At 63.2% G+C, this 19,427-nt stretch carries 17 protein-coding genes and 1 tRNA gene; 12 read left to right on the plus strand and 6 right to left on the minus strand.

Annotated elements, in window-relative coordinates:
• Nucleotides 1-241 precede the first annotated feature (241 nt).
• The 4 genes from ACJ8HN_RS01870 to dpiA all read right to left on the minus strand — a co-directional run bounded on the left by ACJ8HN_RS01870 (nt 242) and on the right by dpiA (nt 5,282).
• Nucleotides 242-883 (minus strand): hypothetical protein, encoded by a 642-nt coding sequence (locus ACJ8HN_RS01870; protein WP_442522976.1) that lies wholly within the window; start codon nt 881-883, stop codon nt 242-244.
• A gap of 330 nt (nt 884-1,213) precedes the next feature.
• Nucleotides 1,214-1,289 (minus strand) — tRNA-Asn (locus ACJ8HN_RS01875).
• A 114-nt stretch (nt 1,290-1,403) separates the two neighbouring features.
• On the minus strand, nt 1,404-4,493 hold the full coding sequence (locus ACJ8HN_RS01880) for a beta-galactosidase (protein WP_442522977.1): 3,090 nt from the start codon (nt 4,491-4,493) through the stop codon (nt 1,404-1,406).
• Nucleotides 4,494-4,595: 102 nt separating this feature from the next.
• Complete coding sequence (dpiA, locus tag ACJ8HN_RS01885; protein WP_021505854.1) at nt 4,596-5,282, minus strand: two-component response regulator DpiA; 687 nt, start codon at nt 5,280-5,282, stop codon at nt 4,596-4,598.
• A 313-nt stretch (nt 5,283-5,595) separates the two neighbouring features.
• On the opposite strand from dpiA, the gene citC reads away from it, so the two are divergent.
• The 11 genes from citC (at nt 5,596) to dhbA (ending at nt 16,758) form a co-directional block, all read left to right on the plus strand.
• Nucleotides 5,596-6,666, plus strand: a complete 1,071-nt coding sequence (gene citC, locus ACJ8HN_RS01890) for a [citrate (pro-3S)-lyase] ligase (protein WP_004940809.1) — start codon at nt 5,596-5,598, stop codon at nt 6,664-6,666.
• Nucleotides 6,666-6,974: a citrate lyase acyl carrier protein gene (gene citD / locus ACJ8HN_RS01895; protein WP_019452464.1), complete on the plus strand. Its 309-nt coding sequence runs from the start codon at nt 6,666-6,668 to the stop codon at nt 6,972-6,974. The genes citC and citD overlap by 1 nt, the downstream gene beginning before the upstream one ends.
• A complete protein-coding gene (citE, locus tag ACJ8HN_RS01900) occupies nt 6,958-7,878 on the plus strand; it encodes a citrate (pro-3S)-lyase subunit beta (protein ID WP_442522978.1) in 921 nt (306 codons plus the stop codon). Before citD ends, citE begins: the two co-directional genes overlap by 17 nt.
• Entirely contained in the window at nt 7,878-9,383 is a 1,506-nt protein-coding gene (gene citF / locus ACJ8HN_RS01905) for a citrate lyase subunit alpha (protein WP_442523537.1), read from the plus strand. The genes citE and citF overlap by 1 nt, the downstream gene beginning before the upstream one ends.
• A 3-nt stretch (nt 9,384-9,386) precedes the next feature.
• Entirely contained in the window at nt 9,387-9,935 is a 549-nt protein-coding gene (citX, locus tag ACJ8HN_RS01910) for a citrate lyase holo-[acyl-carrier protein] synthase (protein ID WP_442522979.1), read from the plus strand.
• Nucleotides 9,916-10,800 (plus strand): triphosphoribosyl-dephospho-CoA synthase CitG, encoded by an 885-nt coding sequence (citG, locus tag ACJ8HN_RS01915; RefSeq protein WP_193146418.1) that lies wholly within the window; start codon nt 9,916-9,918, stop codon nt 10,798-10,800. The genes citX and citG overlap by 20 nt, the downstream gene beginning before the upstream one ends.
• Nucleotides 10,801-10,825: 25 nt before the next feature.
• Nucleotides 10,826-12,289, plus strand: coding sequence for an anion permease (locus ACJ8HN_RS01920; protein WP_033635183.1), 1,464 nt, complete (start codon nt 10,826-10,828; stop codon nt 12,287-12,289).
• A gap of 146 nt (nt 12,290-12,435) precedes the next feature.
• On the plus strand, nt 12,436-13,665 hold the full coding sequence (agp, locus tag ACJ8HN_RS01925; protein ID WP_060422485.1) for a bifunctional glucose-1-phosphatase/inositol phosphatase: 1,230 nt from the start codon (nt 12,436-12,438) through the stop codon (nt 13,663-13,665).
• A gap of 161 nt (nt 13,666-13,826) precedes the next feature.
• Nucleotides 13,827-14,519 carry a 4'-phosphopantetheinyl transferase family protein gene (locus ACJ8HN_RS01930; protein WP_080437593.1) on the plus strand — a complete coding sequence of 231 codons (693 nt, stop codon included), beginning with the start codon at nt 13,827-13,829 and terminating at the stop codon, nt 14,517-14,519.
• 189 nt (nt 14,520-14,708) lie between these two features.
• Nucleotides 14,709-15,899, plus strand: coding sequence for an isochorismate synthase (locus tag ACJ8HN_RS01935; protein ID WP_033635179.1), 1,191 nt, complete (start codon nt 14,709-14,711; stop codon nt 15,897-15,899).
• Nucleotides 15,900-15,999: 100 nt separating this feature from the next.
• Nucleotides 16,000-16,758, plus strand: a complete 759-nt coding sequence (gene dhbA, locus ACJ8HN_RS01940; RefSeq protein ID WP_033638538.1) for a 2,3-dihydro-2,3-dihydroxybenzoate dehydrogenase — start codon at nt 16,000-16,002, stop codon at nt 16,756-16,758.
• Nucleotide 16,759: 1 nt separating this feature from the next.
• On the opposite strand, the gene rarD is transcribed toward dhbA, so the two are convergent.
• On the minus strand, nt 16,760-17,638 hold the full coding sequence (rarD, locus tag ACJ8HN_RS01945; protein ID WP_060421744.1) for an EamA family transporter RarD: 879 nt from the start codon (nt 17,636-17,638) through the stop codon (nt 16,760-16,762).
• Between the two features lie 139 nt (nt 17,639-17,777).
• Between rarD and alkB the strand changes: the two genes are divergently transcribed.
• A complete protein-coding gene (alkB, locus tag ACJ8HN_RS01950; protein WP_033635177.1) occupies nt 17,778-18,425 on the plus strand; it encodes a DNA oxidative demethylase AlkB in 648 nt (215 codons plus the stop codon).
• Here alkB and ACJ8HN_RS01955 read toward each other — a convergent pair.
• Nucleotides 18,408-19,343 (minus strand): LysR family transcriptional regulator, encoded by a 936-nt coding sequence (locus ACJ8HN_RS01955; protein ID WP_442522980.1) that lies wholly within the window; start codon nt 19,341-19,343, stop codon nt 18,408-18,410. The genes alkB and ACJ8HN_RS01955 overlap by 18 nt on opposite strands.
• Nucleotides 19,344-19,427 lie beyond the last annotated feature (84 nt).

Genomic DNA, 19,427 nt, shown 5'->3' on the forward strand with positions numbered 1-19,427 from the left:
TTTTGACGTCATGAGAAGGAGGCGTGAATGGCTACTATTTATTTATGAAGAATGGTTTGTATTAAAATATCTTTTGGAATCGTAAGTGCGCCTGTGGTCAATGACACTCAATTTGGCGTGCTAATAAAACCTATCAATGATGACGTAATATTAAGAGAAAGTTCTTTTTTACTTATAGAACTATATTTTTGCTCAATATCGATCATGCCGATGTTATGTGTAATACTTGTGAGATTATTAGTTAGCATGATTTTAATTTTCCGGATTTTACAAATGTTTTGCAGAGTTCTGTTGGGAGTATTGCACCACCATCGAATCCGCCATTGTTTTGTCCAAGTCCCGCATTAACAAATGCAAGCAGAAGAGATTGTTCCATTCGTACAGACTCAGAAATATCATACATCGAAAACGCAGCCAATGCAGGAATGTCAAACGCAGGAATACGTTCCAAAGCGACCAGCACACGACGAAAATCAGAGAAATTAATCTCTTCACAGGCGAATGCTTTAAAAAAATTTGCTGCCAACTCTGGCTTGCCTTCACTCTCCATTCGGTCGATTATCTCTATTATTCTTGCGCCAGCCTTTCCGGCAAATTTATCGTCTTCATTCAACTTGTCTACCATAGCCTCGCGCTCGCTTTCCGAAAGAACAGAAAATTGTGTCAAGAAGCGGATAAGTTTCTCGGTGAATATATAGTCTCTTGCAGAACCTACAGCACTAAATAGCCCAACGGCAGTATTAATGAAAGGAATGTCTTTCAGAACGTCTGAGTCAATCAGCATATCCAGTCCGTATTCAGCGTACTCTTTGCTGAGATCAACGACTGATTCTGATTTAATAACACTTATTAATGCAGAACCACGCTTGGTATCTTTTTCCATGTTTCCTCCGATGAGAATCAAGGTTGTCAATTTGGTTTAATTTAAGGCGCGTGCGAGGACAAAGTTTAGGCGGCGTTCGACTATCAAGAATGCGATAAATTCTATTTTAACTTATTCAGCATAGACTTTAAATCGATAAAGGGCTAGATCTAGTACCATCCAAATGAACGTGACATGTGTTCACGTTTTTGAGCTTTTCTGAACCGATTGATTCACATACCGTGACTCCAGCATAGGAGGATATGTCCGCTCCTCGCTCATAACTGCCCATGCCTAACGCCCAACAGCAAAAAGCCCGCTCAGGTTTCCCTGAGCGGGCTTCTCTAAATATGGCTCCTCTGACTGGACTCGAACCAGTGACATACGGATTAACAGTCCGCCGTTCTACCGACTGAACTACAGAGGAATCGTTTGAACGGGGCGAATAATAGCGAGGCGCCGTCGGCATGTCAAAGGCGGATTACACATTCTGTGACTGTTTGCTTACAGAATGCGCAACCCGTTGAGTTTTTTGGCAGATTTAGCCCTCGGGCGCCCGCTGCAGGCGCAGCTGATAGCGGTAAACGCCGGCGGTGAGCAGGTAATCCCGGTGCACGCTCGGGCTCCAGGAGTCGTCGCCGCCTACCCCCATGTGGAAGCCGTCCAGATGCAGCCAGGTGCCTGCTTCCGGCTGCAGCAGATGCTGGTGGCTGCAGGCCATCAGCTGTTGCAGGCCGTAGCGGCTGAGCGAGAAATGGAAGCGGCCGTCGATGCGCCAGCCGCCGTAGCGTAGGCTGCGGGTGTCGCAGCGCAGGCCGTTCTCGCCGGGGAAAATATACGGCGTGTGCAGATCCGCCAGCGGCAGGCGCCAGCGCCCGTGCTGCGCGGCCAGGCGGCGATCCGGGTAGTTCTCGTGCGGGCCCAGGCCCAGCCATTCCGCCTGCGGTTGCACCGTCGCCAGTTGGCAGTGCAGGCCGATGCGCGCCGGCGGCGGCAGGGCGTCGGCCACCTCGACCTCCACGCTCACGTTCACTGCGCCCAGCGCATCGAACAGCCACTGTTTGCGGCTAAGCAGCAAAATCTGTCCGTCCACGCCGAACTGGTGTTCGCTCACCACCTGCACGCCGTTTTGCAGCGCATCGGCCTGCAGCCGCGTGCAGCGTTCCTCCAGCCGGTACAGGCCCGCCAGCTTCCAGCGTTCGACCCAGGCGTTGGGATCGATATGGTCCGCCTCGCTGACGCCGATGTCGTTATCGATCGGCGCGCGCGCAAAGCCGTCGCGCAGCGGCGTCAGCAGCAGTGGCTGCTCATTCTGCCACCACTGCGTCAGGTGGCCGCTGCTGCGCTCGAAGCGCCAGCGCTGGTCGCCGTGCGTGAGGGTCAGCCCCTGATCGTCTTCAATCAGCGTGGGCGGCACGCCCTGCGGCGGCGGCGGTGCGGGATGCAGCGCGCGCGGCACCCGCCACTGATCCCAGGCGCAGCGGTGATGCGCTTCGGACCAGTCGGTGGCCTGCGGCTGCACCACCTCCACGTTCAGCCACAGCTCGCCGGGCTGATGCAGCATCGGCAGGCGGTCGAGCAGGGTGAAGCTATGGCTGCCCTGCGGCGGCAGCGCCAGATCGAAGCTGCCGCTGGCGCGCTCCACGCCGTCCAGCTCCAGCCGCCAGTTGAGCTGCTCGTTGTCGGTCTGGCGGAACAGGTAATCGCTGGTGACGGTCAGCGTCAGCGAGGCGGCGTCGAAGGCGAAGCGGAACAGCTGCTGCGCCCGCTGCGCTTCGAACAGCGCCGGGTGCGGGGTGCGATCCGCGAACACCAGCCCGTTCAGGCAGAACTGGCGATCGTTGGGGGTATCGCCGAAGTCGCCGCCGTAGGCCCAGAACTCTTCGCCCTGTGCGTCGCACTTGATCAGCGCCTGATCGACCCAGTCCCAGACAAAGCCGCCCTGCAGGCGCGGATGTTCGTGGAACGCGCGCCAGTAGCGTTCAAAGCCGCCGAAGCTGTTGCCCATCGCATGGGCGTATTCGCACAGGATCAGCGGCCGCTGTTCCTCCGGCAGGCCGATCCACTTGCCGATCGCCCATTTGGGCACCGCCGGGAACGGCTGATCCTGATCCACCCGCGCATACATCGGGCAGATGATGTCGGTAGCGGCGGTGTCGGCGCCGCCGCCTTCATATTGCACCGGGCGGGTCGGATCCTGGCTTTTCACCCAGCGGTACAGCGCGTCGTGGTTCACACCGTGGCCGGACTCGTTGCCCAGCGACCAGATAATGATGCAGGGGTGGTTGCGATCGCGCTGCACCATGCGGGTGACGCGCTCGCTCATCGCCGGCAGCCACAGCGGATCGTCAGCCAGACGGTTCATCGGCTGCATGCCGTGGGTCTCGATATTGGCTTCGTCCACCACGTACAGCCCATAGCGGTCGCACAGCCGATACCACAGCGGGTGGTTGGGATAGTGCGAGCAGCGCACCGCGTTGAAGTTGTGCTGCTTCATCAGCAGGATGTCGTGGCGCATCGTCGCCTCGTCCATCACCTGGCCGTGGCGCGGATGATGCTCGTGGCGGTTAACGCCGCGGATCAGCAGCGGCTGCCCGTTGAGCTTCAGCAACCCGCCGCTGATTTCTACCTGGCGGAAGCCGACGTCATAGGCCTCCACCTCGATAATTTCCCCCTCAGGTGAGAGCAGGGCGACGGTAGCGCGATACAGCGCGGGCGTTTCGGCGCTCCACAGCGCCGGGCGTTCCACCGGCAGGCGCAGCGTGACGCGATCGTCATAGGCGCCGCGCTCGTCCACGATCTCGCTGCCGAGCGGCTGGGTGTGTTCGGCCACCCGTGCGCCATCGCGCCACAGCTGAACCTGCACCTGCAGCGGGCCGGGCCGGTTGGCGCGCGCCGTCACCACCAGTTCGCCGCGGGTAAAGCTGTCATGCAGCGGCGTGGTGATGCGCACATCGCTCAGGTGCGCGGCGGGTTTGTGCAGCAGGCTGACGTCGCGGAAGATGCCGCTCATGCGCCACATGTCCTGATCTTCGAGATAGCTGCCGTCGCACCAGCGCAGCACCATCACCGCCAGCCGGTTTTCACCCGGCTGCAGCCACGGGCTGAGATCGAACTCCGCCGGCAGGCGGCTGTCCTGCGAATAGCCGACCCAGTGGCCGTTGCACCACAAATAGAACGCCGAGTTGACGCCGTCGAAGATGATGCGCGTCTGGCCGGCGGCCAGCCAAGCCGGATCGACGCTGAAGGTGCGCGAGTAGCAGCCGGTCGGGTTGTCTTCCGGCACGCGAGGCGGAGCGACCGGGAACGGGTAGCGCACGTTGGTGTAAATCGGCGCGTCGTAGCCGGCGAGCTGCCAGTTGCTCGGCACCGCCAGCGGGGCGGCATCCGGCAGATCCTGCTGCAGCCAGCCTTCCGGCGCCGCCTCTGGGCGCGGGAAATAGCTGAAGCGCCACTCGCCGTTCAGCGAGCGGCGGCTGGCGCTGGGGGCATCGTTGCGCGCGTCTTCCACCGTGCGCCAGCTGGCGAACGGCGGGTGGGCGTCCAGCCGGCGGTAGTGGGTGCAGGCCGGGTTTTGCCAGTCACGGCGGGCGAGGATCTCGGTCAGGGAAGCAAGGGGCGCAGCGGGCATCGGCGATCGTCCAGTCGGCTAGGTGATGCTCACCAAGATGCTGACCGGCGCATAAAAAGTAAAGCGGTTACACGCAACCTTGCAAGGGCGATCAAATAACCGCTAATGCGGTTCGCCGGCGCGGTAGATCCGCTGCGGGCGGCCGACCTTGCCGTAAATGATCTCGGCGCGCAGCTGCTGCGCGGCGGTGCAAAACTCCAGATAACGGCGCGCGGTGGTGCGGCTGAGCCCCATTTTTTGCGCAACGCTTTCAGCGGTGTGGCGCGCGGCGGGTTCGGCAAATAGCGCGCGGACCTTGCCCAGCGTCAGCTCGTCGATGCCGGCGGGCAGCGCTGCCTGCTGTTCGCCGCGGGCGTAGGTGTTGAACATCTCGTCGATGCGGCGCTGGTTGAGGCGCGCTTTGTCTTTCAGCGCTTCGCGGCGCTGGCTGAAGCGCTGCAGGGTCTGGCTCAGCCGGTCATAGGCCAGCGGTTTGATCAGGTAGTCGAATACGCCGTAACGCAACGCCTCGGCCACGGTGGCCATGTCGCTGGCGGCGGTGATGAACACGATGCCGCCGCGATACCCGCTCAGCGTCAGTTCGCGCAGCAGGGTGATGCCCTGGCCGTCGGGCAGAAAGTTGTCCAGCAGGATCAGGTCCGGCTTGAAGCGCTCGGTCATGGCGCGCGCCTGCGCCAGCGTGCCGGCCAGCCAAATCTGGCGGCAGCCGCCGTTCTGGCGGATAAACTCCGCGTGCATCTCCGCCAGCGGCGTTTCGTCTTCAACGATCAGGATGTTCAGCCATTCCATAATGAAACCTACTATTGCAATCAAGATGCTAAATGAATGTAAGTAAATTGCGGCGCCAAATAAAGATTATCTCAATAATAAACACCATAAGATTAATTAAGCAAATAAAGAACATTAAATAACTTATTAACGGGAATCGGTTTGTGAAATAGGTCAATAATCGGCGTTTTTTTTCTGTTTACCATTAATTTATCGAACGTGCAGTCGCGTTTATCTGCATGGTTTTTAAGGTTTTAATTACCCTTGTTGATGTTAATTAAAATGCCTTTTTGTATTTAATTTGTTGTTTGCCAGTTAACCCAGAGAGCGTGTTATGTTAGGCGATGCCGTATTTAATCGGGTAAAGCGATCGGATCATAAAGCGATTTCGGAAATAAGCGCCTTCTTGCGCAGTAACGATCTGAATATCGACACCACGGTTGAAATATTTATTACCGTTACCCAGCACGACAAATTGGTCGCCTGCGGCGGCATCGCCGACAATATTATCAAATGCGTCGCCATCAGCCCGCTGATGCGCGGCGAAGGGTTGGCGCTGGCGCTGGCGACCGAGCTGGTGAACCTGGCCTACGAGCGCCACCACACCCAGTTGTTTATCTACACCAAGGTGCAGAACGAGCCGCTGTTCCGCCAGTGCGGTTTCTACCCGATCGCCACCGTGCCGGGCATCGTGGTGCTGATGGAAAACAGCCCGTGCCGCCTGAAGCGCTACGCCGCCCAGCTGGCGAGCCAGCGCCGGCCGGGCGACACCATCGGCAGCATTGTGATGAACGCCAACCCCTTCACCCGCGGGCATCAGTATCTGGTGCGCCAGGCGGCCAAACGCTGCGACTGGCTGCACCTGTTTCTGGTGAAGGAAAACACCTCGCGCTTCAGCTATGAAGACCGCCGCCGGCTGGTGCTGGCCGGCACCGCCGATATCCCCAACCTTACGGTACACGAAGGCTCGCAGTACGTGATCTCGCGCGCCACCTTCCCCTGTTACTTCATCAAGGATCAGGGCGTGGCCGATGACTGTTACACCGAAATCGATCTGAAGATCTTCCGCCAGTATCTGGCGCCCGCGCTGGGCATTACCCACCGCTTCGTCGGCAACGAGCCGTTCTGCGCGGTGACCGCGAAATACAACCGCGACATGCGTTACTGGCTGGAAACGCCGGCGCTGCCCAGCCCGCCGATCGCGCTGGTGGAAATCGAGCGTTTGCAATATCAGGGCACGGCGATCTCCGCCTCCTGGGTGCGCAAGCTGCTGGCGGCGGGGGACTTCCACGCCGCCGCGCCGCTGGTGCCGCCGGACACCCTGTACTACCTGCAGGATCTGCAAACGCAGCGCCGGGCCAAGGCGGCCCCGCATCCTTTTGAGTCCGCACAATCAGGTGAATGATGAAAATTATCCGAGAAGCAATGGCCGGCACGCTGGAATCCAGCGATGTCATGGTGCGCATCGCGCCCGCCGAGGGGCCGCAGCACGATCTGTTGATCGCCAGCAGCGTGGAAAAACAGTTCGGCGCGGCGATCCGCCACACCCTGCTGGAGGTGCTGCAGCGTTATGAGGTGGAGCCGGTGCAGGTGATCGTCGACGACAAGGGGGCGCTGGACTGCGTGCTGCGCGCCCGGTTGGAAACCGCGCTGATGCGCGCCTGCGAGGGCGGCCAGCTGCCGTGGGAGGCGAAAGATGAAAACGCTGAATAAAACCCGGCTGCGCCGCAGCATGCTGTTCGTCCCCGGCGCCAACGCGGCGATGGTCAGCAACGCCTTTATCTACCAGGCCGATGCGCTGATGTTCGATCTGGAAGATTCGGTTGTCCTGCGTGAAAAAGACGCGGCGCGCCGGCTGGTGTACCACGCGCTGCAGCACCCGCTGTACCAGGAGGTGGAAACCATCGTGCGCGTCAATGCGCTCGACTCCGCCTACGGCCTGGCGGACCTGCAGGCGGTGGTGCGCGGCGGCGCGGACATCGTGCGCCTGCCGAAGACCGACAGCGCGCAGGACGTTGTCGACATGGAGCGCGAGATTGCCGCCATCGAAGCGGCCTGCGGGCGGCCAGTCGGCAGCACCGGGCTGCTGGCGGCGATCGAATCGGCGCAGGGCATCACCCACGCGGTGGCGATCGCGCAGGCTTCGCCGCGGCTTATCGGCATCGCGCTGGGGGCGGAAGACTACGTGCGCAACCTGCGCACTGAGCGCTCGCCGGAGGGCATCGAGCTGCTGTTCGCCCGCTGTTCGCTGCTGCAGGCGGCGCGCGCCGCCGGCATTCAGGCGTTCGACACCGTCTACTCTGACGCCAACGACGAAGCCGGCTTCCTGCAGGAAGCGGCGCTGATCAAACAGCTCGGCTTCGACGGCAAATCGCTGATCAACCCGCGCCAGATTGAGCTGCTGCACAACCTGTACGCGCCGACCGCCAAAGAGGTGGCGCACGCGCAGCGGGTGGTGGACGCCGCCGAAGCGGCGGAGCGGGAAGGGCGCGGCGTGGTGTCGCTCAACGGAAAAATGGTCGACAGCCCGGTGATTGAGCGCGCCCGGCTGGTGCTGGAGCGCGCTGCGCTGTCCGGCTTACGGGAAGAACCGGCGCAGCACGGGGAGGAAGCATGATGAACCGCCAACAACGATTGATGACCTTCGCCAACCCGGCGGATCTGCCGGGTTATCAGGACGTGTCCAAAGCCAATCTGCAGGCGCGCAAACCGCGCGATCTCAAGCTGTGCGACTCCTTGCAGGAAGCGGTGCGCCGCAGCGGGCTGCAGGACGGCATGACCATCTCCTTCCACCATGCGTTTCGCGGTGGCGATCTGGCGCTCAATCAGGTGATGGAGACGCTGGCGGCGATGGGGTTCCGCAACCTGACGCTGGCCTCCAGCTCGCTGACCGACTGCCATGCGCCGCTGGTTGAGCATATCCGCCACGGCGTGGTGAGCCGCATTTACACCTCCGGGCTGCGCGGCCCGCTGGCGGACGCGGTTTCGCGCGGCCTGCTGGCGGAGCCGGTGCAAATTCACTCGCACGGCGGCCGGGTCAACCTGATCGAATCCGGCGAGCTGAAGATAGACGTGGCCTTCCTCGGCGTGCCGGCCTGCGATGAGTTCGGCAACGCCAACGGTTACAGCGGTGAAGCCTGCTGCGGCTCGCTCGGCTATGCGCGGGTGGACGCCGAGGTGGCGGGCACCGTGGTGCTGCTGACCGAGCAACTGGTGCCGTATCCGCATCATCCCGCCAGCCTGGCGCAGGATCGGGTGGATCTGGTCGTGCAGCTGGAGCGAGTGGGCGACGCCGACAAGATCGGCGCCGACGCCACGCGCATGACCTCGAACCCGCGCGAGCTGCTGATCGCCCGCCGCGCCGCCGAGGTGATCGCCGGTTCCGGCTACTTCACCGAAGGCTTCTCGCTGCAAACCGGCACCGGCGGCGCCTCGCTGGCGGTGACCCGGTTCCTGGAGGACAAGATGCGCGCCCGCGGCATTCGCGCCGCGTTCGCCCTCGGCGGCATCACCTCGACCATGGTGGATCTGCACGAGAAAGGGCTGATCGGCAAGCTGCTGGACGTGCAGAGCTTCGATCGGGCGGCGGCGACCTCGCTGGCGCGCAACCCGCGCCATATCGAAATCAGCGCCAACCAATATGCCAACTTCAGCTCCAAGGGCGCCTCTGTTGATCGGCTCGACGTGGTGGTGCTGAGCGCGCTGGAAATCGACACCGGCTTCAACGTTAACGTGCTGACCGGCTCCGACGGCGTGCTGCGCGGCGCGTCCGGCGGCCACTGCGACACCGCCGCCGCCGCGCGGCTGGCGATCATCGTTGCGCCGTTGGTGCGCGGGCGCATCCCGACGCTGGTGGAGCAGGTGACCACCTGCGTCACGCCGGGCTCCAGTATCGACATTCTGGTGACCGACCACGGCATCGCCGTCAACCCGGCGCGGCCGGAGCTGGCGCAGCGCCTGCGGGAGGCCGGCCTCGAGGTGGTGAGCATCGACTGGCTGCGCGCCCGCGCGCTGCAGCTGACCGGCGAACCGCAGCCGATCGCCTTTACCGATAAGGTGGTGGCGGTGGTGCGCTACCGCGACGGCTCGGTGATCGACGTGGTGCATCAGGTGGCGGAGTAGCCGATGGCCGCCGTCGATCCCCAACTGGCTGCCGAACGTGCGGTCAGCCTGCCGGAGTTGCTCACCAGCCGCGAATGCCGTCAGGCGCGCCAGCAGGCGTGGCTGGCGCAGCACCAGTGCACGCTGCTGGTGCTGACGCTAGTGGTGCCCGGCCCGGTGAAGGACAGCGCGCTGACGCGCGGCATCTTCAACCTCGGGTGGGCGGCGCTGCTGCGGCTGTGCGCCGAACAGGGCTGGCCCAGCCCGCAGGCCGAGGCGCTGGCGCTCTCCACCGGCTGCGAAGGGTTTGTCGCGCTGCGCGCCGATGCCCAGCGGGTGAAGGACTGCGCCATGCAGCTGGAGGTGAGCCGCCCGATCGGCCGGCTGTGGGATATCGACGTGCTGGATACGCAGGGGCGCATTTTGTCGCGCCGCGACATCGGCCTGCCGGAACGGCGCTGCCTGCTGTGCGGCCAACCGGCCAAGATCTGCGCCCGCCAGCGGCGGCACAGCAGCGAGCATCTGCTGCATGAAATGGAAAGGATGTTCAACGATGCGATCTCTGCCGATTAACCTGCCCGCCCACCGTGCCGAACCGGCCTGCGACTTCGCCCGCGCCGCTTTCCGCGCGCTGCTGGTGGAGGTCAACCTCACGCCCAAGCCGGGGCTGGTGGATCGCCATAACACCGGCGCCCACCGCGACATGGATCTCGGGCACTTCTATCGCAGCGCTCGCGCCATCGGCGTGTGGCTGCCGCGCTTTATCCAACGCGGGCGCGAAGACGCCACTTTGCCGGCAGAGCAGCAGCTGGCGCGGCTGCGGCCGCTCGGCCTGGCCTGCGAAAACCAGATGTTTCGCGCCACCGGCGGCATTAACACCCACAAGGGCAGCGTGTTCTCGCTCGGGTTGCTGTGCACCGCCTTCGGCCGCCTGCAGCAGCAGGGGCGCGCCATCGGCGCCGAAGCGCTGTGCGCCGAGGTGGCGGCGATGTGTCGGGGGCTGGTGGATCGCGAGCTGCGGCGCAACAACGCCGGGCAGACCGCCGGCCAGCGGCTGTTCGCCGCGCACGGGCTGAGCGGCGCGCGCGGCGAGGCGGAGGCCGGTTTCCGGCTGGTGCTTGACGGCGCGCTGCCGCTGTATCGGCAACGGCTGGCCGCCGGCGGCGACGAACAGCGGGCGCTGCTGGACAGCCTGCTGTGGCTGATGGCTCACAACGACGACACCAACGTCGCCTCGCGCGGCGGCCTGCAAGGGCTGCGCTGGCTGCGGCGCCGGGCGGCATTGCTGCTGGCGCAGGGCGGCTCGGCGGGGGAGGCGGGTCTGGCGCGCCTGCGGCGCTTCGATGCCGACTGCATCGCCCGCAACCTCAGCCCCGGCGGCAGCGCCGACCTGTTGATAGTGACCTGGCTGCTGGCGCAGCTGGGTGCCCAAGAATAATAACCAAGCCTTCAGGAGAGTCCCTATGTCCCAAACCCAGGAAAAGATCTGGAAAGCGATAGCGCCGCTGGCGGTGCTCGCGATCCTGTTATTGATACCGGTGCCCGACGGCATGCCGCCGCAGGCCTGGCACTACTTCGCCATCTTTGTGGCGATGATCGTCGGCATGATTCTGGAGCCGATCCCGGCCACCGCCATCAGCTTTATCGCGGTGACCGTCAGCGTGCTCAGCGCCAACTGGGTGCTGTTCGGCGCGCAGGAACTGGCGGAGCCGGGCTTCAAGGCCGGTAAAGAGGCGCTGAAATGGGGGCTGGCGGGCTTCTCCAGCACCACCGTCTGGCTGGTGTTCGGCGCCTTTATCTTCGCGCTGGGCTACGAGGCCACCGGGCTGGGGCGGCGCATCGCACTGTTCCTGGTGAAGTTCATGGGCAAGCGCACGCTGACGCTGGGCTATGCGGTGGTGATCATCGATATCCTGCTGGCGCCGTTCACGCCGTCCAACACCGCGCGCACCGGCGGCACGGTATTCCCGGTGGTGAAAAACCTGCCGCCGCTGTTCGATTCTTTCCCCAACGATCCCTCTTCACGCCGCATCGGCGGTTACCTGATGTGGATGATGGTGGTCGGCACCAGCATCAGCTCCTCGATGTTCGTCACCGGCGCCGCGCCGAACGTGCTGGGCATCGAGTTCGTCGGCAAGATCGCCGGGGTGCACATCAGCTGGATGCAGTGGTTCCTGGCGTTCCTGCCGGTCGGCCTGCTGCTGCTGATCGTTGCGCCGCTGATCTCCTACTACCTGTACAAACCGGGCGTGACCCACAGCAGCGAAGTGGCCGCCTGGGCGGATACCGCGCTGGGGGAAATGGGCAAGCTGACGCGCAAGGAATACACCCTGATCGGCCTGGTGCTGCTCAGCCTGTGCCTGTGGGTGTTCGGCGGCAAAGTGCTGGACGCCACCGCGGTGTGCCTGCTGGCGGTGTCGCTGATGCTGGCGCTGCACGTGGTGTCGTGGAAAGAGATCACCAAATACTCCAGCGCCTGGAACACGCTGGTTAACCTGGCGACGCTGGTGGTGATGGCCAACGGCCTGACGCGCTCCGGCTTTATCGACTGGTTCGCCCAGACCATGAGCACCCACCTGGACGGCTTCTCGCCGAACATGACGGTGGTGGCGCTGGTGCTGGTGTTCTACTTCGCCCACTACCTGTTCGCCAGCCTGTCGGCGCACACCGCCACCATGCTGCCAGTGATCCTGGCGGTCGGTAAAGGGCTGCCGGGCGTGCCGATGGAGCAGCTGTCGATGCTGCTGGTGCTGTCGATCGGCATCATGGGCGTGCTGACGCCGTACGCCACCGGGCCGGGGGTGATCATCTACGGCTGCGGCTACGTGAAGTCGAAAGACTACTGGCGCCTGGGCGGCATTCTCGGCGTAGTGTACATTGCCGCGCTGCTGCTGATCGGCTGGCCGATCATGAGCCTGTGGTACTGAGTTGAAGCCACGCGGCCACCGCCCGGTGGCCGCGGTTACGATCTTTTCCCGTGAACCCTGTCACACACTTGTCACACTAACCCCGCCATCATACTCGGGCAAACGCTAACACCTTAAAAATAATCATTTTCCGGGAGCCTCTGCGGATGAGAAAAAAAACGTTATTGCTGTGCCTGCCTTTGCTATTCACCGGGAACGCGCTGGCGGAAGCCGGCGGTTATCAGCTGGAACAGGTGCTGGTGATGAGCCGCCATAACCTGCGTGCGCCGCTGGCCAACAACGGCAGCGTGCTGGCGCAGTCCACGCCGAAGGCCTGGCCGGCCTGGGAAACGCCGGGCGGCCAGCTGACCACCAAGGGCGGGGTGCTGGAAGTGTATATGGGGCACTACTTCAACGCCTGGCTGAAGCAGACCGGCCTGTTGCCGCAAGAAGGCTGCCCGACCGACGGCAGCGTGTACGTCTACGCCAACAGCCTGCAGCGCACGGTGGCCACCGCGCAGTTCTTCAGCAACGGCGCGTTCCCCGGCTGCGACGTCGGCGTGCACCATCAGGACAAGATGGGCGAGATGGATCCGACCTTCAACCCGATCATCACCGACACCAGCGAAGCCTTCAACCAGCAGGCGCTGGCGGCGATGAACGCCGCGCTGGGATCGCTGAAGCTGGCCGCCTCTTACCAACAGCTGGCGAAGATCATCGACTACAAGGATTCCGCCGCCTGCAAGACCGACAAACACTGCGACCTGAGCAAAGAAGCCAGCGTGATGAGCGCGGTGCCGGGCAAAGAGCCGGGCGTCTCCGGCCCGCTGCGGGTGGGCAACTCGCTGGTGGACGCCTTTATGCTGCAGTACTACGAAGGATTCCCGATGAAAGAGGTGGCCTGGGGCAAAATCGCCACCCCGCATCAGTGGCAGCAGCTGGCGCAGCTGAAAGACGGCTATCAGGACTCGCTGTTCACCTCGCCGGTGGTGGCGCAGAACGTCGCCAAGCCGCTGCTGACCTACATCAACAACGCGCTGCTCGGCGAGCGCAAACCGGACGCGCCGAAGCTGACGGTGCTGGTCGGCCACGATTCCAATATTGCCTCGTTGCTGTCGGCCATGCAGTTCCAGCCGTATCAGCTGCCGCAGCAATACGAGAAAACGCCGATCGGCGGCAAACTGGTGTTCCAGCGCTGGCGCGACGCGCAGAACGACCGTGAATTGCTGAAGATCGAGTACGTCTATCAGTCCACTGAGCAACTGCGCAAGGCGACGCCGCTGACGCTGCAAACCCCGCCGCAGCGCGTGACGCTGGCGCTGAAAGGCTGCCCGATCGACAAGGACGGCTTCTGCGCCTGGAGCGATTTCGAAAAGACCATGAAAGGCATCTTGTAATGCCCAGCCTCTCTCCCGAGCGCGGGGGAGAGGCCTCTCCCCATCCCGGCTAACGCGCCGCCGTGCAGGCGTTAACGCCATTTATTTTGCCCAGGGTCATTGTTGCAGGCCGTTTCGGGGGCTAACATCATCAGCCTGCCTGTTTATCATGGATACCGCCGTTGCCCACTTTTATCCGCAATATCGAATTTTTCACGCCGGACGGCTATCCGGGCCAGGTGGCGCGCTGCCATTTTACGCTGGCGGAGTATCGCGACGACAGTTTTCCCGAGGCGGGTTTTGCACTGCCGGATCATCTGGCGCGCGCGGTGCCGAAGCGCCGCGCGGAGTATCTGGCCGGGCGTGTTCTGGCGCGGCAGCTGTTGGCGCCGCTCGGTTTTGCCGACTTCACCCTGGCGCGCGGCGAAGATCGCGCGCCGCAGTGGCCGCCGGGCATCGCCGGGGCGCTGAGCCATAATTCGGATACCGCGCTGTGCGCCGTGCACCGCGAGCGCGGGCTGGGCGGCGTTGGGTTGGATGTGGAGACGCTGCTCTCCGACGTGCGGGCGGAGGAGCTGTGGGGGGCGATCGTTTCCCCGGCGGAGCGCGAGGCGTTGCTGCGCGAGGCGCTGCCGTTCAATGAACTGCTGACGCTGACGTTTTCCGCCAAAGAGAGCCTGTTCAAGGCGCTGTATCCGCAGGTGCGCTGTTACTTCGATTTTCTCGATGCGCGCATGGTCGCCGTGGATGCGCAGCGGCAGACGTTTGTATTAACGTTGCTTAAGACGCTGACGCCAAATTGCCCCGCCGGTCGCCGGTTTAGCGGGCGTTTTTGGCGTAAAGGTGACGATGTCACGACTTTTATCTTTTGCTAAAATCCAATAATAACAGTGTGTTATTTCTTTATTTGCCGTAACGCAGGTTTGCCGCGGCGGGCGGAAAGATTCATTCATCGGAGATTGACCCACGCTGGGGATCCGGTGTAATTTATCCTCCTTTTACAGCTAATGATAATTATTCGCATAAACATTATCATTGGTAAGGCGCAACAAAGGAGTGGTCTTGTGGCGACACTGACGACAGAAAACCAAACCTTCCCCGGGTTTGTGTACGCCGAACAATCGACCTTTTTGTACCGGTCCGAATTCCGTTCCCTCTCCGCCGATGGCGTGTTCGAGCGTATCGAGACGCCGGCGTTCGGCGGCGAGCAGGAAGGCAGCGCGCTGGCGCAGCATATCCGCCAGGCGCTGGCGCGCGCCAAAGCCGCCGGCCAGGAGACGCCGGTGGTGGTGGGCGCCATTCCGTTCGATACGCGCCGGCCTTCCAGCCTGTACGTGCCTGAAAACTGCCAGTTTGTCGCCAACGACAGCTTTACCCGCGCCGCGCGCCCGATGCTGCAACAGCCGCATCGCCTGGCCGCCTGCACCAGCATTCCGGACGAGCCGCGCTTCAAGCACGCGGTGGCGGAAGCGGTCAGCCGCTTTAAACAAGGCAAGCTGGACAAGGCGGTGCTGTCGCGCATCCTCGACATTGAGCTGGAGCAGCCGGTGGCGGGCCACCAGATCCTCAATAACCTGATGGTGCAGAACCCGACCGGTTACCACTTTTCCCTGCCGCTGGCCGATGGCGGCGTGCTGATCGGCGCCAGCCCGGAGCTGCTGATCCGCAAGCAGGGCGGCGAGATCCACACCAATCCACTGGCGGGCTCGGCGCGCCGTCAGGACGATCCGCAGCAGGATCGCCTCGGCAGCGAGCGCCTGATGCGCTCGACCAAAGACAAATACGAACACAAGCTGGTGATCGACGACATTCGCCGTCACCTGGCGCCGCTGTGCGCCAGCCTGAGCGTGCCCAGCGGCCCGTCGCTGCTCAGCACCGGCACCATGTGGCACCTGTCCACCCGCATTCGCGGCGAATTGCTGAACCCGAATCTCAATGTGATGCAGCTGGCCTGCCTGCTGCATCCGACGCCGGCGCTGTGCGGCTTCCCGACCGAGAGCGCCCGCCAACTGATCGCCGATCTGGAACCGCACGATCGCGGCCTGTTCAGCGGCATTGTCGGCTGGTGCGACGCCAACGGCGACGGCGAGTGGGCGATCGTCATCCGCAGCGGCCTGCTGCGCGGCAACCGGGTGCGGCTGTTCGCCGGCGCGGGCATCGTCGCCGCCTCGACGCCGCAGGCCGAGTGGATGGAAACCGCCGCCAAACTGGGCACAATGCTCAACGCTTTCGGCCTGAACAGCGGCGCGCTGTAGGCCTCTTTGCGGCGCAGTGCGCGCCGCGTCATACGCTTTCGCAGGAGACAACGATGAACAACAACATGACCCGGCTGTGCGCCCGGATGGCGGTGCGCGCATGAGCATTCAGATGGATTTCACCGGCAAACGCGTGTGGGTGACCGGCGCGGCGCGCGGCATCGGCGAGCAGATCGCCCGGCATTTTTTGACGCAGGGCGCCGAGGTGGTGGGATTTGACCGCGAGTTCGCCAACCCGGATCTGCCTTACCCCTGCGTGACGCTGGACATCAGCCGGCCGGAGCAGGTGGAGGCGGTGTGCCGCCAACAGCTGGCGGAGAACCCAAAACTGGACGTGTTGGTCAACGCCGCCGGCATTCTGCGCATGGGCAATACCGAAGATTTGAGCGTGGATGACTGGCATCAGTGCATCAACGTCAACGCCTCGGGGGCGTTTTACCTGTTCCGCGCCGTGCTGCCGCACTTCAAGGCGCAGCGCAGCGGGGCGATCGTCAGCATCGGCTCCAACGCCGCGCACGTGCCGCGCACGCAGATGGCGGCCTACTGCGCCTCCAAGGCGGCGCTGACCAGCCTGAACCACTGCGTGGGGCTGGAGATGGCGCCGTTCGGCGTGCGCTGCAATCTGGTGTCGCCGGGCTCGACCGACACGCCGATGCAGCGCGGCATGTGGCAGACCGACGATGCGCAGCAACGCACCATCGCCGGTTTCCCCGAGATGTTCAAGCTGGGGATCCCGCTCGGCAAAATCGCCCGCCCGGACGAAATCGCCAATGCGGTGTTGTTCCTGGCCTCCGATTTGGCCAGCCACATCACTATGCAGGATATCGTGATCGACGGCGGCGCCACGCTGGCCGCCTGAGTCAGACCCGCTGGCGGCGCAGCAGGTGCTGCGCACCTTCCGCCGCCAGCAGCAGCACCGCCAGCCAGATCGCCAGATAGGTTGGCCATTCGCTTTGGCCGATGCTCTCGCCGAGCAGCAGCGCGACGATCACCAGCAGCACCGGTTCCACATAGCTCAGCAGGCCGAACAGGCTGAACGGCAGCAGGCGGCTGGCGAGGATGTAACACACCAGCGCCACGGCGCTGATGACGCCGAGCAGCGGAATGCGCCAATACAGCTCGGTATTGATCGGCAACGCCGCTGCGCCGCCGTCGCCGAAGGCGAACCAGGCCGCCGCTGGCAGCATCAGCGCCAGCTCGCACCACAGCCCGCCGAGATTGTCGGTGCCGAAACGCCGCCGCAAAATAAAGTAGAGCGGATAGCCCAGCGCCACCACCAGCGTCGGCCACGAGACGCCGCCCGCCTGATACAGCTCATTGCCTACCCCCACCATGGCGCACGCCACCGCCAGCTTTTGCAGCAGCGACAGCCGATCGCGGTAGATCAAACGGCCCGCCAGCACCATGGTCAGCGGCAGCAGAAAATAGCCGAGCGACACGTCGAGCGCCTTGCCGTGCAGCGGCGCCCACAGGAATAACCACAGCTGCACCCCCAGCAGCGCCGAGGTGAGCAGCAGGCCCAGCAGACGCTGCGGCCGTTGGCCGATCCAGCCCAGCGTGTCGCCCACTTTGCGCCAATCGCCGGACAGCGCCATGAACAGCGTCAGGAACGGCAGCGTCAGCAGCGTGCGCCAGCCGTAGACCTGCTCGCCGTTCAGCGGGGTGAGGGTAGAGGTGAAGTAATACATCGCGCCGAACAAGATGGAGGCGACGACCGAAAGAGTGATGCCCTTAATCACACGCATTCCTGGTGAGTGATTGATTTTATGGCGGCTACTGTAGAGAAATTTGCCGCCAACGACAATGGCGTTGCCGGGCGCTGGACAATCGGCGGCGGCGGGTTACAATGAATACTGTGTATTCATACAGGCTTTGGCGATGACAATCGATCTTTTTGAAGACGCGCTGCCGCCGCCGTGGCGCGAAGAAATCGCCCCCGGCGCGGTGGTGATGCACGGCTTCGTGCGCGATCACGGGCCGGAACTGCTGGCGGCGGTGCAGGGCGTCGTCGCCCAGGTGCCGTGGCGGCATTTGACCACGCCCGGCGGGCACGTGATGTCGGTGGCGATGAGCTGGTGCGGCAACGGCTGGACCAGCGACAGCCGCGGTTACCGCTATTCGGAACGCGACGCGCGCAGCGGCAAACGCTGGCCGGCCATTCCCCCCATCCTGATGGCGCTGGCGGACGAAGCCGCGCAGCAGGCGGGCTTCGGCCCCTTCGTGCCGGATTCCTGCCTGATGAACCGCTACGATCCGGGCAGCAAGCTGTCGCTGCATCAGGATAAAGACGAGCACGACTTCGGCGCACCCATCGTTTCAGTGTCGCTCGGGCTGCCGGCGGTATTTCAGTTCGGCGGCCTGCAACGCAGCGACCGGGCGCGGCGCATCCCGCTGGCGCACGGTGACGTGGTGGTGTGGGGCGGTCCATCGCGGCTCTGTTTTCACGGCATCCTGCCGGTCAAGGAAGGCTACCACTCGCTGGTGGGGCCGCACCGCATCAACATCACGCTACGCAAGGCGCTTTAGCTGCGGCTCCTGCGCCAGGCAGGCGACGAGATAGTCGATAAACACCCGCAGTTTGGGCGGTAGATACTGGTTAGGCGCGTAAAGCAACCACAGGCCGCCGTGATAGCTGCTGAGGAAATCCCACGCCGGTAATACCTGCACGATCTCGCCGTCATCGAGCGCCTGGCGGGCGGTAAAATACGGCAGGCTGCCGATGCCGATATGCTGTTTCACCGCGTCCAGCCGCACGCCGGTGTGGTTGGCGGCGTAGCGGCCGCGCACGTTGACCGTCACCGTTTTGCCGCTGCGGCGGAATTTCCATTGCGCGTCGCTCGGCGTTTCACCCAGATAGATGCAGCTGTGCGCCGCCAGATCGTGCGGGTGCTGCGGCGTGCCGTACTGCGCCAGGTAGTGCGGCGTGGCGCACAGCAGATGGTCTATTCTCATCAACTGGCGGCCGATCAACCCGGGCGATGGGCGATCGGTAATGCGCAGCGCCAGATCGACCCGATCGTCGATCAGATCCATGTAGCGATCTTCCAGCCGCAGCCGCACGTCCACCTTCGGGTAGCGGCGCAGGAACTCCGGCATGTGCGGATGCAGCACGAAGCGGCCTACCGCCTTGGGCACGCTGACGCTGACCAATCCTTCGGGCTCCGCGGCGCCGCGCCCGCCGATCGCCATAACCGCGTCGGCCGCCGCCAGCAGGGTGCGGCAGTGCGCATACGCCTCTTCGCCGCTTTCGCTCAGCCGAAGTTTGCGGGTGGTGCGGTGCAACAGCTGCAGCGCCAGCGCCTGTTCGAGCCTTGCCACGCTGCGGCTGACGGCGGAAGGCGAAGTATCCAGCTTGCGGGCGGCGGCGGAAAAGCTGCCGCTCTCTACCACCTGAACGAAAATGGCCATTTCGGGCAACAGCGCGTAAGAAAAATTTGTGCTCATGACGCAAAGGTCCATTGTGATGACGGCGGATTATCCATCGATTATGACATGAATATAATGGCTCTTCGAACCGAGGAGAAAAAT

The sequence above is a fragment of the Serratia sp. CY29653 genome (genome assembly GCF_052169255.1).
Lineage (GTDB): Bacteria > Pseudomonadota > Gammaproteobacteria > Enterobacterales > Enterobacteriaceae > Serratia > Serratia sarumanii.

Excerpts from the sequence above, each read along its gene's own strand:
- citE (WP_442522978.1), top strand. The coding sequence starts at position 6,958 with ATGAAAACGCTGAATAAAACCCGGCTGCGCCGCAGCATGCTGTTCGTC.
- dhbA (WP_033638538.1), top strand. The coding sequence starts at position 16,000 with ATGAGCATTCAGATGGATTTCACCGGCAAACGCGTGTGGGTGACCGGC.
- citX (WP_442522979.1), top strand. The coding sequence starts at position 9,387 with ATGGCCGCCGTCGATCCCCAACTGGCTGCCGAACGTGCGGTCAGCCTG.
- alkB (WP_033635177.1), top strand. The coding sequence starts at position 17,778 with ATGACAATCGATCTTTTTGAAGACGCGCTGCCGCCGCCGTGGCGCGAA.
- citD (WP_019452464.1), top strand. The coding sequence starts at position 6,666 with ATGAAAATTATCCGAGAAGCAATGGCCGGCACGCTGGAATCCAGCGAT.
- ACJ8HN_RS01870 (WP_442522976.1), bottom strand. The coding sequence starts at position 883 with ATGGAAAAAGATACCAAGCGTGGTTCTGCATTAATAAGTGTTATTAAA.
- ACJ8HN_RS01880 (WP_442522977.1), bottom strand. The coding sequence starts at position 4,493 with ATGCCCGCTGCGCCCCTTGCTTCCCTGACCGAGATCCTCGCCCGCCGT.
- citF (WP_442523537.1), top strand. The coding sequence starts at position 7,878 with ATGAACCGCCAACAACGATTGATGACCTTCGCCAACCCGGCGGATCTG.
- citG (WP_193146418.1), top strand. The coding sequence starts at position 9,916 with ATGCGATCTCTGCCGATTAACCTGCCCGCCCACCGTGCCGAACCGGCC.
- dpiA (WP_021505854.1), bottom strand. The coding sequence starts at position 5,282 with ATGGAATGGCTGAACATCCTGATCGTTGAAGACGAAACGCCGCTGGCG.
- citC (WP_004940809.1), top strand. The coding sequence starts at position 5,596 with ATGTTAGGCGATGCCGTATTTAATCGGGTAAAGCGATCGGATCATAAA.
- agp (WP_060422485.1), top strand. The coding sequence starts at position 12,436 with ATGAGAAAAAAAACGTTATTGCTGTGCCTGCCTTTGCTATTCACCGGG.
- ACJ8HN_RS01920 (WP_033635183.1), top strand. The coding sequence starts at position 10,826 with ATGTCCCAAACCCAGGAAAAGATCTGGAAAGCGATAGCGCCGCTGGCG.
- ACJ8HN_RS01955 (WP_442522980.1), bottom strand. The coding sequence starts at position 19,343 with ATGAGCACAAATTTTTCTTACGCGCTGTTGCCCGAAATGGCCATTTTC.